Source organism: Taibaiella koreensis, from assembly GCF_003545715.1.
In the GTDB taxonomy this organism is placed as follows: Bacteria; Bacteroidota; Bacteroidia; order Chitinophagales; family Chitinophagaceae; genus Taibaiella; species Taibaiella koreensis.
The window spans coordinates 379,396-391,729 of sequence record NZ_QVNU01000007.1; the positions used below are offsets into that span (position 1 = coordinate 379,396).

Below are 12,334 nucleotides of genomic sequence, written 5' to 3' on the forward strand. Positions count from 1 at the left end.
GTATATCGCTGAGCTGCTTATTTGATCAGTCCCGCGAAGTATTTTACGGTACGCACCAGCTGAGACACATAGCTCATCTCGTTATCGTACCAGCTTACGGTCTTTACCAGCTGTGCGTCGCCTACAGTCACCACTTTGGTTTGTGTAGCGTCGAACAGGGAACCAAAGGTGGTACCGATGATATCGCTGGAGACGATCTCATCTTCATTGTAGCCGAAGGATTCGTTGGCGGCAGCTTTCATTGCAGCGTTCACTTCTTCGGCGGTTACTTTTTTACCCAGGATGGTGGTCAGCTCGGTGAGGGAGCCGGTTACAGTAGGCACGCGTTGTGCACCGCCGTCCAGCTTGCCTTTCAGGTCGGGTAGTACCAGGCCAATGGCTTTGGCAGCACCGGTGGAATTGGGAACAATGTTCTCGGCAGCAGCACGGGCGCGGCGCAGGTCGCCTTTGGCGTGCGGTGCATCCAGCGTATTCTGATCGTTGGTATAAGCGTGCACGGTAGTCATTTGGCCGGCCTTGATCTCGTATTGCTCATGCAGGACTTTAGCCATGGGAGCCAGGCAGTTGGTAGTGCAGGAAGCGCAGCTGATAATAGTTTCGGAACCGTCGAGGATATCGTGGTTTACGTTGAACACTACGGTTTTGAGGTCGCCGGTAGCAGGAGCGGAGATCACGACACGCTTGGCGCCCGCAGTAATGTGGGCTTTAGCCTTCTCCGCATCAGTAAAGAAACCGGTGCACTCCAGTACAACATCTACCTCATGCTGTCCCCAGGGGATCTGCGAAGGATCCCGCTGAGCGTATATTTTAATCTCGTGACCATTAACGGTAATGGCGTTTTCGGAATGATTTACTTCTTGTCCGAAACGGCCCTGGGCGGTATCGTACTTCAGCAAATGCGCCAGTACCTTCGGCTCAGTAAGATCGTTGATGGCAACGACATCAATTCCTTCCATGTTGTAGATTTGACGGAAGGCGAGGCGGCCAATACGCCCGAAACCATTAATGGCAACTTTAACTTTACTCATTGTTTAAAATCGGATTTTTACTGTGTTAAAAAATCGGTGCAAAGGTAAATGCAAGCAAAGTATTTTCCAATTAATGTGGACAGCCTGCGTAAGCAAAATGATTTTTTGGAAAATTTTTTGCGTTTTTTTGGAAATGTAAAAAAGTATGCTACCTTTGCCATCCCAAAGCAATCAACGCCGCGTTGGTCAAGGGGTTAAGACGCCTCCCTTTCACGGAGGAATCACGGGTTCGATTCCCGTACGTGGTACACAAGCAAAACCCGCTCTCAGAGCGGGTTTTGTGTTATAACCCTTAATGGGAATTGAACACTCAAATTTTTGACAATGTGGATTATAAGCAATAAGGTTTCGGACATCTTAAGCCTTATTAATTTGATAGGCTCTATGCTCCATACAATTCAATATTCTTATCCTTGCGGTTAAAAATCATTCTTGTAGGCGCATTGATATTTGATCTTGGCACAGTTACAGAATTTATATCAGGACTTTCACTCAACCATTCAAATATTTCATCTTTCAACTTTTGAATAGCATTCTCGTGATTAGTTAATTCAGCTTGAATCGCGATTTTATCCTGCCTCGCTTCTTCTAAGTGGGTGATAACATTCATAGATACATCCCCTTTATTATCGCGCAAAATATCATTAACGAGTTTTGATACAGCATCGAGACGTTGCTTTATTTCAGGTGTTGCATAATGAAGTTGTAAATAATCCGTAAGCTTTGAGTTCATAGTTTTTATGTTTTTTGTTTTGGGTATTTGGTACGGTCAAATAAATTTTCGTTTTGTTTTTCTCACCCCATCATTTAGCTGGTCGAATTTTATAATTTAGCATGACAGCACCGTCATGATCACCATCTGCATGATATTCTCGGTCACTCTTGATTATTATAACAAACGCTTTCCATTTGGCGATATGAGAATTGTCTAAATCCACCTTTAGTACGTGACTGTCTTGCCATTGTAGATTCGGATGAAATCCATATTGGAGTTTTCTACCTTCAGGATCAGTAGCTTTCACGTTAAATTCTAATTTTTCCCCTGGATATAAAATTGTTTCGAACATTCCCGCCCCTTGTCCTGGCACCCAAACATTCCCGTAATTATCCGTGATGCTTTCAATGCGTGGAAAAATGTCATTATCTGTTTCCATTTTGCTGCGATGTACTACTATTTTGTTTCTAAGATATCCGGACATTCCAGCTACCAAATGTTTTTGAAAAGTCAATAGTTCTCTACGATGAGCGTCAGGGTTGCGATAATCTCCAAGTAGTTTCCAAAAAATCGTAAACGTCTTTTTATCTTCAAATACTGGGTGAAATATCTTCTCCCAATTCTTCTCGATAATTACTCCGAGATCGTAGAAATCTGAAAAATACAATAGTCTTTCTTCCAATACTACCGCACCAAATTTCCTACGCTCCTCCTCCCTTTTTTCTTTCCATTTCTCTATTCTCTCGGCTGAAATCCCAGATGATGGAAACCAATCAGCGCCAAACTGTGCTTCCATTTTTACAGCGATGAAATCTCTCATCGCATTTTCTACGTCTTTAAGTTCCTGTGTTTCGTTCATCGTAATTTTGTTTCCTATGGCAAAGCAATTATAACTTAATTTTACCACAAATTACAAGAATGAATAATAATTTGAGTCAAATTTTTAACTTCAGTATCAAACATCTAATCTTATATGCTTTACCAAAACGATGAATTTATAAAGGCAAAAGATTTATCATTTGTTGGTGTACTCCACGATTTAAAAAAGTCGCGAACTGCGATGCAGCCGGTATTTGAAGCATTTACAAATGCATTGGAAGCAATAAAAATTAAGTCAAAGGGAGCCAAAGGCTATAAGGGTGAGATTAAAATTAGCCTTGTTGCTAAAGAACGGATAGATGGTGGAAAGGAATTTGAAAGTTTATCAATAACTGATAATGGGATCGGATTTAACGATCAAGAATTTCAAAGATTCAACACATTTAAATTAACAACTAAAGGATTCAAAAATTTGGGATCCGGCAGAATCCAATACGTACATTTTTTTCAATCAGCAACAGTAGATAGCTATTTTGAATCAGAGAAGAAATTCTGGCATCGCAACTTTGTGGTTTCTAAAAGAGAAGAATTTCTAAGGCTCAATGCTATTGTAAAACATCGCTTTTGCAATGAAATAGAAACAGAATTAAATGAGACAACCATTAAGTTTGAGGGCTTAATTGATAATAGTAATGTCTATAACGAGCTAAATGAAATGGTTCTTAAGCAAAAATTATTAGAAAGATATTTGCCCTATCTATGCCACAACAGCAATAAATTGCCAAAAATTTCAATTGAGTTTTATGAGCAAACAGAACTAAAAGGTACCGCTACTATTTCAAAAAGTGATATACCACCTATTGATAAGAAAGACAAAATCTCCATTAATTACTATCATAAAACTGCAAAAGGTATTGAAAAGAAAGATGAGAAAGAGAATTTTTTTATTGAAGCTTTTAAGATTGAGCAGAGTCTCCTAAATGAAAACAAGCTCAATTTGGTTTCGAAGAATGAGGTCATTGAAGATTCCGCTATTCTTCTTGAAAGCTTATCACAACATGACCAAATAAAAGGTTATAAGTATCTATTTCTCGTATCAAGTGACTTCATAGATGCACGGGATACTAATCTTAGAGGTGAATTGAATATCTTAAACAGAGATTCATTTTATAAGGATGCATTTAGTAATGACTCGGAAATCTTCATCGAAGATATTCAATCCGAAGTGAATAGCAAGATAAATGAAATGTATCCAGAAATCGAGAATGTCAAAAGAAAACATGCTGAGGATTTTGAAAAATTAAAGGAGATGTTTTTGCTTGATGATGAAACAGCGGAGTCAATAACAATATCAATCAATGACAGTGAAACGGATATCTTGAAAAAATTTTACGAGGCAGAAGCAAAAAAGGAAGCTGCTATTGACGCCACTCTTAAAAAATCAATGGATAATTTGAATAACCTTGATACTAGAAGTCCAAATTATGACGAAGAATTAAAGAAGGAGATAAATATTTTAGTTAATGCAATTCCATTACAAAACAAATTGGCCTTAACTCATTATGTCGCGCGCCGTAAGCTAATATTGGATTTATTCGATAAGATTTTGATGAGGGAACTGAATGTCCAGCAACAAAAGGAAAACTATGACGAAGCTTTAATTCATAATCTTTTATTTCAGAAGGGCTCAACTGATGCGTCTGACAGTGATTTGTGGATGATAAACGAAGATTTCATCTATTTTAAAGGAAGTTCAGAAAAACGATTGAGCAAATTGGAAATTGATGGAAAGCCCGTATTTAAAAAAAGTTTTTCCGATGAAGAAGAACGTTATTTAAGCTCTTTAGGCGAAGATAGAAAAATTAAACGGCCGGATGTATTGCTATTTCCAGAAGAAGGTAAATGTATAATCATTGAATTTAAGGCACCGCATGTTAACGCTTCCGACCACTTAACTCAAATAGATAAATACGCAAATTTTATTAGAAACTATACTGAAGATGAGTTTCAAATAACTACGTTTTATGGATATCTACTAGGAGAAAATATAGAACCAAGAGACGTTTTAGGAGCAGTAAGTAGATATGAACAATCTTATCAATTTGACTATCTATTTAGACCATCGGAAAATGTAATAGGGTTTGATGGAAGGACAAATGGCTCAATATATTCTGAAGTAATTAAGTATTCGACGCTACTTCAAAGAGCTCGTCAAAGAAATAAGATCTTTATCAACAAACTCAATCAGATCAGGAAATAACATCTAGAGTCTTTACGAACTAATCTCTAAAAAACTGAATTTCATATAAATAAGCATAAAAAATTTTCGAACTTTGACAGGTTCTCCAGGCAGAATGAAACTGATAATTATAAATGCATATCCGTAATTTCTCTAACAACATTCAAGATCTTGCCCATATCTGTAAGACCATTTTCGCCTAAAGTGTTCAATTGAGTTCCCGTTAGGGGTACAAGAATAGCCTGCAAATTTGCAGGCTTTTTTATTGCTTCTACTTCAAGCTGGAAGCTCCGGGTCAAGCGGGATGTAGCAGATCTGATGTTACCTGTAAGATGTTGTACATTCCACAAATCAATTGCTACAATCTAAAAATAGTGCATAGCTTTGAGCCAGATCAATGCTGTCTGCTTTTATGCCGGTAATCATAGTAGGTATTTCTTGTATCATCGCCGGTATAGCGCTTCTTTTGAACTTCGGAAAGCGAAAGCACTATAGTTCCGGCTTTAATGATCCGGGAAAATTACCGGGTCGCAACAAGTCCCGGCTTTCGGTTTTTGTGGAACAAATTGAAGAACTGAAAATTAATCGGCGCAATTATAGGGAACCGAACACACTGACAATCTACGAAAGAGCTTCGTTGCGTAAGACTACTAAACGACTAAAGATTGTCGCGGCCTGTTTTCTTATTATTGTTGGTATGTCTTTCATCTTCGCCTATAGCGCAGGGAAAAACGACCAAAAACCAGATCAAAGGAAGGCACCGGTAGAAACGTTGCGCTAGCTGGGGCGCAACTATAAACACGATTATAAGGGGTGGGATGAATTAGTTTAGCTTGAGCATATAAGTAAGGAAATGGAACATTTTTTTGAGTTACCAGTAAATCACAATGGAGAAGAGCTATTGCTAAAGGGGCGATTGGTCACCTTTGCTTACACGTACAAGTTTTACGTTATGGTAAACGGCAGGGAACTTGTGTTTGAACGAGATGATAGTGGCGAATTTCGTGCGCTGGTACAAGCCGTTGACAGCGGCAGTGAGATAGACGCATCATTTATCCACAATATTATTGTTGTATTGGAAGCGGTTCAGCCGGCTTAACGTGCAGTCAGGAAGGCCATTTCGTCAACTTAACCCTATGCCTACCGAGTCTATAGTGTACTTAGCCCCCTTCGTTTCCGGAGAAAATGCAGTTGGTGATCAAACGGACTGGCATTTTCATTGTATAGGGCACCGCCCGGCCACTTTTGCTACCCGTAAACATAAATCCATCCAGAAGCGTGGCATGGGTCAGGTTGGTAGCATAGTTCCTCACGCTCTTAATAATGGTAACGTTTGTACCTGGGTTTCGCTGATTGAATGAAGTGTGCGTATTCAGAAAGCCCCCAATAATTTTATGCCCTCTTTCAAATTGATTGGTCCGCCCTAAGCACCAGCATATGTCCGTGAAACCCGGCATCTGCGACAACTATTGTTTAGCTGGCTGGTCTGTCAGCTAAACAATAGTGATCAAAGCAGGATTTTGTGCCTGATTAACCTCCGCAGCCACCGCCGGGAGTAGAAACTATGGTACCGCAGGCACCCTTAAGGACGCTCTGGCAGGCGAGATTCCCGGTTGGATTACAATCGCCAGGGATCTTGGAGGTTGCAAAGTTACAAAGGTTAACAGGTTGGGTTATCTGGGTGTTAACGCAGTCTGGAGTTTGCGTTTCATGGCAAAGAGCGCAGGGACTCGTCGCATTGGACGGACAGTTCGTTGCCGTATTATTGCCGCCACCAACTGTCTGTAAGCTATTGAGGGAGCTCACAACAGTTTTGTTTAAAAACAATTTGGCATTCAATTCGATTTTTTTCTTTTTCATAGCATTTTGTTTTTTGAAAATGGTTTTAAATGAGCGTATGTGTAAACCTGGTCAATCTGGCTTTAATTTTTATAGTAGCCGAACATTGAAAAGCCTTACTGACACAATAATAGCGCTCATTTTAAATTCGGAAAAAGAAAATACGCCGTTGTGTTATCCGAGGCCGTAGTTATGCAGGATTTGCTGCCTTTTGTGTTTTCGTCTAGAAGCCATCCCGGAGTTTTCCTAAGAAAGCGTCCTTTTTACTGGCAGCCACTTCTACGATACTTTTGTCCTGCATGACTACGCTACCGCCTCTTCCGCGAATATATCGGACCATGTATTGCAGGTTGATAATATGGGAATGATGCACCCTGAAAAATTGGTTTGACGGTAATAACGTTTCGCATTCCTTGAGCCGCATACTTGCCAGTATTTTTTTACCGTCGGTAGTAAAGAAAAAGCAATAGCTATCGGAAGCCTCACACCTGATAATATCCTGGCAGTTGAGGAAAAGATAGCCATCCAGTACCGGTATGCTGATCCTGTTGTTGTGGGTGGGTTGCAGGGTTTGCATATATCTGACCAGGTATTCATTGGTTTGCTTCTGAATGATTCGATGCTCTGCCTTAACTACCGCCTGCTGCAAAATGTCTATGTCGATAGGCTTTAACAGGTAGTCCAGTACATTTTCCCGGAAGGCCTGAACGGCATATTGGTTGTAAGCCGTTGTAAAGATGACTTCAAAAGAAAGGGTATTGAATTTCTTCAATAGATCAAATCCGTTACCATTGGGCATTTCAATATCGAGAAAAACCAGCGCAGGCCTAAGCTCCTGGATAGCTTTATACCCGTCTTCCACATTTCCCGCTGTTCCGCAAACCTGCACCTGCGGACAGTATAAGCCCAGGAGCTTGCTCAGCGTATCTATATTGGCCGATTTATCATCAATAATCAGACTCTTCATCATAGTATTTAACAGGAAGGTTAATCATAATTCTTGTTCCGGTGCCCCCAACACTTTCCTCTTCGCCGACATCAATTACCTGTATCCGTATCGGCCGGTCTCCCGACTGTAATTGATTAAGAGTAAGTATCCTTTGGTTGGTAATGGACATGCCCTTCGCGGGGAACTGCCGGCCATATTTTTGTTTCAGCTCCATGCTTTGTTTTATGCCGGGGCCGTTATCATCTATCGCACATTGCAGCATCCGCCGCTCTTCCAGGAGAATAAAGGAAACTGTCAGCTTACCTTGTATCCCGGGATGATCCAGGCCATGCTTGATTGCATTTTCAACAAACGGTTGCAATACCATGTTGGGGATCATGAGCTCTGCCTGATTTATAAGCGGGTCAATAAGAATAACATACTCAAATGCATCTTGTATCTGTACACGCTCCAGGTCAATATAATTGGTCAGGTACCGGATTTCTTCTTCGATGGTGATAAATACCCTCGCTGCATTATCAAGTGTTTCCCGTACCAATGCAGCAAAACGGGACAGGTAAAAATTTGCTTTTTTAATGTCTCCGTCGATAATGTATCGCTGCATCGAGTTAAGGCAATTAAAAATAAAATGAGGATTCATTTGTGCCCTCAATGCCATTTGTTCCAGAGACTTCATTTTATGATCAGCCATTAACGCCTTCCTCTCTTTCCGGTGAGATAGAAGAATGACATACCGGACAATCACGATGATAATGATTATGCCTGCAATTATCATTACGCTTTTGAACCAGGCGGTTTCCAGAATGGATTTTTCAATTTCAAAATGATATCTCAGCGGTTTGCTTTCATTACGAAACTTATTAATCGCGATCAGTTCGAGTGTATATTTTCCGGAAGGTAATGAAGGATAGGTAAGCACTGTTTCCTTTGTGTATTTCCAGGTATCGTCCAAACCCAATACCCTATATTTATAGGTGATATCGCCTCCGGATAAAAAAGAAATGCCCGAATACGCAAAAGAGATGTTGTTTTCTTCATGCTTCAATAAAAGACTCCGTTGGCTGGGTTTTTTGTATTGTCCTGAAACGATAATGTCCGTCATGTTCAGATAACAGATTCCATGAGTCTGGACTTTTCTTTCATCAAATACCGTAATACCAACCGGCGTTCCTACGTATATAAAGCTCCCATCAACATAAACCGAGTTTACAATATTTGAGTTCAGGCCGTCGCTTACCGTTATGTTTGAAACCACTTTATAGACGCCCGGTGTAATATCGATCTGGTTGAGTCCTTTTTCCGATCCAACCCAAAGCTTGTTCCCGGAGGCACAAAGACTGCTGCACATGTTACTGCTCAGGCCGGTTGAATTGTCAAAAGCGGCAATAATTTTGCCCTCTCTATATCCATAAACACCGCCGCCATTACTTCCCACCCAAAGGGTACCATCGTTACTTTCCGCGAATGTGCTGATATTATTTTTGAACTCAGGAAATCGTGTCCCTTTGTAAAGCGCTTTACTACCATCGGAAGTTGTGTACAGGCCTTTAAGCGTACCTATATAATAAGTCTCCCCTTGTTTATAGGCACACGTCGCCCGTTCATGATAAAGGGTTTTAATAATCTTTTTGTTCTTTATACTGACAAGGAATACACCGGCACTGTTCGTAAGGAGTAATGTATCCTGAAGCGATTGCATTGTTTTTACTCCCGATGAAAATTTAGCACTCAAGCGACCAAGATTTAGAAAATCAGCATTTGCGACTTGAAAGATGGTCTGTTTCGGCAATTGCTGTAAAAAATGGTCATCTGCAACAAACGATCTCGATTTATTTTTTGTTTCATTCTCAAAAAAAGCATCACTAATGGTATCAAATTTCCAGTAATCATTACTCTTGGTTCCGATGCATATAGAAGATCCTACCCTATGAATATCGCAAATATAAGTGTCTGCCTTTTCTTTCGTAAATAGGCTTTTAAACCGGTTTGGGCTAACTTTAAATACGCCCGAACCCTGAGTGGAAAACCAAATATTTTGCTCACGGTCTTTGATGACAGCGTTGATATCATAATCGGTAAAATAGCTGCAGGATGTCATTTCCCTGCCTTGTTCAACTACTTTGACGCCTTTCAGGCGATTATAAATAACATACTGATGATCGTTTAAAAAAACGGTTCTATATTGCGAATGAGGCGCATATATCCTTTCATTTCCCGAGGGTGTAACAAACCAAAGTGTATCCGTGCCTGCAAAGGCGTAATACGGCTTATTCACTGATCCTGATTTACGCAAGAAGATCCAGTTAGGTCTGACCGCTTTACGGATATCATTTGGTAACATGACAAAATTGGCCGGAAGTGTACCCGAGAAAGTAGAAATATTAATTAACATTGCTGCCAACTTATCCCAGTCACTCGTTCCCCAGGGATAAGTAGTAACCTTACCTGCGGCAGTGATGATATGCGTAAAATTTGCCTCCTGAACTGTAATATTGCCATCGGGACTTTCCACTATGGCATTCCAACTCGCATGAATGTGAACCTTTTTTAAAATGCTATCATTTTCCTGGTTGTGTATCTTACCGTCTGCATAATAACAGATAGCGTCTTTAAACATCATTAGCCATAATCTTCCACGACTGTCCTCCCAAGCATTCAGAACCTGATTACTGGGTAACCCATTTGTAGTTGTAAATGTTTTAAAACGACAACCGTCAAAGCGGGTTAAGCCTGTTTCGGTACAAAACCAGATAAAACCGTCTTTAGTCTGGCATATATTATATACGGTCGAATTAGCCAGCCCATCTTTTGTATCATAATGGGTATAGCTATATTCTTGTGCAAATGTTCTGAGCGAAGAAAGAGCGCAGCATAGAAGAATCACAAGCAAACTTCGCATTAAGCATATGTTTGTCGAAAAATAGCGCATTTTCGGCAATCATACACTAAATATAGAAAAGCCGGCTTCAGGCAAGGAAGGCACGAAGACGTTGCAATGATACAACAGCCTCACCGGATAAGTAGCGTGGGGCCGGCCTTGCCTTCTTATTGACATTCCGGGAATGTCATCATCTGGTTGCCATTTAATGATACCCCAAACGTTATTAGTGTTTGAAGCATTTCTCTTTGTGGTACAAGAAGAGTCTGTCTAAACAGGTTTCAGGCCTGTCACATTAAACGAATTGCCCCAAGCCCCACGCGGGACCAGAGCGCTAACTTTATTTCTTTTTATCTTGCATGCCAGATCCCAACCAAAACCATTAACCACCCAAACGAATAACCTGCAGAATGAAGAAAATAATATTGCTGCTTGCTTTGAGCTGGCTTGCCACACGGTCAATGGCCCAATCTATCGACGATCGTTCCTGCTGGGAATACTTCAACATCACAGCCCGCTTAAAAGCCGGCGACAGCCTTAGTAAGGAAGAATGGAACGGTTTCCTGCAAAATGAAGCGATAAGGGTTTACATGAAGGACCAGGGCGTCGATAGCGCTTATTTTGAACGTTACCGCAGGATCATGGAGATTGTTTATATGCCTGCCAACGAGGCAAAGTTGCAGCGGCAATTGAAAGACCCCGAACAATATTGGTGGACCTATATCGTAAATGAATATAAGGTAAACGAAGATAAAATGAAGGCCTACCTGGAGTGGATCGATAAAAGCAAGACGGACTATCTTGATACCTGTTATCATTACAGCTATGGTATGTTGCCGGTCCAGGCTCATGGACGCGTACCTGGTCTGCGCTTTTCGATAATCCCTTTACACAATGATGCGCATGTGGAAAATGGCTGGATCATTTATACTTTGATGGCAGCTTATTTTAATGATGCCAACAAATTGGGTGTGCTGGGTGGACATGAGCTGCACCATATATTGCGGCCCAGGTTCCTTTTTGAAACAGAAGCGGAAGACAAAGTTGTGGTTACTGTATTGCAGCGCATCCTCAACGAGGGCAGCGCCGACCTTATCGACAAGCCGTACATGGGTAGTCGTTCCGGCCTCCTTGAATTTCAGAAAGGATACCCGGAAAGCTTTCTAGAGGAAGGCGTTCCGGTGCTCAAGCATATCGATTCGCTATTGGCACAAGATAAAGTGGATAAGGGCGCACTTAAAGTAAATCAGCTGATCAATACGTCCAATACCAGTGGCCATATTCCCGGGTACTACATGATGCAGGTGATCGAACGCAATGGTTACAGGAAGGAATTGATAGCGCACATCAGCAACCCCTTTTACTATATATACCTGTACGATCGGGCATCAAAAAAAGACAGGCAAGGCGCTTATATATTATCGCCCGCGACGCTGAAATATATCGGGAGCCTGGATAAGAAATATGCCGCTAAAGGGAAAATATATTCGCTTGCAGAGCAATTGAAATGATCGCTGCTAAAGGTACAGTAGCAGAAACAATTGACTTTTTACATCAGAAAACCGATGCCCCCTTTTGAGCAACACGAACAGCTGACCGGAGGGCGTGAGCAGGTCTCCGACCGCATATTTATTTATCTCAGCGGCTGGGAGGATACGCCTTTCAGGGAGCAATACGAAAGGTTGAAAGAAACTTCCGGCTGGCGTGTCGAGACGATCGATTGTGGCCACAATGTAATGATGCAGCGGCCGGATGAGCTAACGGCTATATTGGTTGACCTGGATCCATAAGCTGATACTAAAAAAAATTCGCAGCCATTTCCTGCGGTTAAAAGATTAATAACATCGTATCTTCCGGTACCATAACA

General features: G+C 41.1%; 11 protein-coding genes and 1 tRNA gene. 6 read left to right on the forward strand and 6 right to left on the reverse strand.

Going from position 1 to position 12,334, the window contains the following annotated elements; translation table 11 throughout:
* Positions 1-17: 17 nt before the first annotated feature.
* Entirely contained in the window at positions 18-1,028 is a 1,011-nt protein-coding gene (gene gap / locus DZK30_RS21865; protein ID WP_118976315.1) for a type I glyceraldehyde-3-phosphate dehydrogenase, read from the reverse strand.
* 176 nt (positions 1,029-1,204) lie between these two features.
* On the opposite strand from gap, the gene DZK30_RS21870 reads away from it, so the two are divergent.
* Positions 1,205-1,276: transfer RNA gene (locus DZK30_RS21870), tRNA-Glu, on the forward strand.
* A gap of 134 nt (positions 1,277-1,410) precedes the next feature.
* Here the strand turns inward: DZK30_RS21870 and DZK30_RS26040 are convergent.
* Complete coding sequence (locus DZK30_RS26040; RefSeq protein WP_162903321.1) at positions 1,411-1,761, reverse strand: hypothetical protein; 351 nt, start codon at positions 1,759-1,761, stop codon at positions 1,411-1,413.
* Between the two features lie 70 nt (positions 1,762-1,831).
* A complete protein-coding gene (locus DZK30_RS21880; RefSeq protein ID WP_118976317.1) occupies positions 1,832-2,602 on the reverse strand; it encodes a hypothetical protein in 771 nt (256 codons plus the stop codon).
* A 114-nt stretch (positions 2,603-2,716) separates the two neighbouring features.
* Here DZK30_RS21880 and DZK30_RS21885 point away from each other — a divergent pair, with 114 nt between their 5' ends.
* The 3 genes from DZK30_RS21885 (at position 2,717) to DZK30_RS21900 (ending at position 5,900) form a co-directional block, all read left to right on the forward strand.
* Positions 2,717-4,822: an ATP-binding protein gene (locus DZK30_RS21885; RefSeq protein ID WP_118976318.1), complete on the forward strand. Its 2,106-nt coding sequence runs from the start codon at positions 2,717-2,719 to the stop codon at positions 4,820-4,822.
* Between the two features lie 391 nt (positions 4,823-5,213).
* Complete coding sequence (locus DZK30_RS21895; protein WP_118976320.1) at positions 5,214-5,582, forward strand: hypothetical protein; 369 nt, start codon at positions 5,214-5,216, stop codon at positions 5,580-5,582.
* A 72-nt stretch (positions 5,583-5,654) separates the two neighbouring features.
* On the forward strand, positions 5,655-5,900 hold the full coding sequence (locus DZK30_RS21900; protein WP_118976321.1) for a hypothetical protein: 246 nt from the start codon (positions 5,655-5,657) through the stop codon (positions 5,898-5,900).
* Between the two features lie 431 nt (positions 5,901-6,331).
* On the opposite strand, the gene DZK30_RS26045 is transcribed toward DZK30_RS21900, so the two are convergent.
* The 3 genes from DZK30_RS26045 to DZK30_RS21915 all read right to left on the reverse strand — a co-directional run bounded on the left by DZK30_RS26045 (position 6,332) and on the right by DZK30_RS21915 (position 10,488).
* Entirely contained in the window at positions 6,332-6,661 is a 330-nt protein-coding gene (locus DZK30_RS26045; RefSeq protein ID WP_162903322.1) for a class I lanthipeptide, read from the reverse strand.
* Positions 6,662-6,863: 202 nt separating this feature from the next.
* On the reverse strand, positions 6,864-7,610 hold the full coding sequence (locus DZK30_RS21910; RefSeq protein ID WP_118976323.1) for a LytR/AlgR family response regulator transcription factor: 747 nt from the start codon (positions 7,608-7,610) through the stop codon (positions 6,864-6,866).
* Positions 7,588-10,488: a ligand-binding sensor domain-containing protein gene (locus tag DZK30_RS21915; RefSeq protein WP_162903323.1), complete on the reverse strand. Its 2,901-nt coding sequence runs from the start codon at positions 10,486-10,488 to the stop codon at positions 7,588-7,590. The genes DZK30_RS21910 and DZK30_RS21915 overlap by 23 nt, the downstream gene beginning before the upstream one ends.
* A gap of 389 nt (positions 10,489-10,877) precedes the next feature.
* Between DZK30_RS21915 and DZK30_RS21920 the strand changes: the two genes are divergently transcribed.
* Positions 10,878-11,978, forward strand: coding sequence for a DUF5700 domain-containing putative Zn-dependent protease (locus DZK30_RS21920; protein ID WP_162903324.1), 1,101 nt, complete (start codon positions 10,878-10,880; stop codon positions 11,976-11,978).
* A 54-nt stretch (positions 11,979-12,032) separates the two neighbouring features.
* Positions 12,033-12,257, forward strand: coding sequence for a hypothetical protein (locus tag DZK30_RS21925; RefSeq protein WP_118976326.1), 225 nt, complete (start codon positions 12,033-12,035; stop codon positions 12,255-12,257).
* Positions 12,258-12,334: the final 77 nt, after the last annotated feature.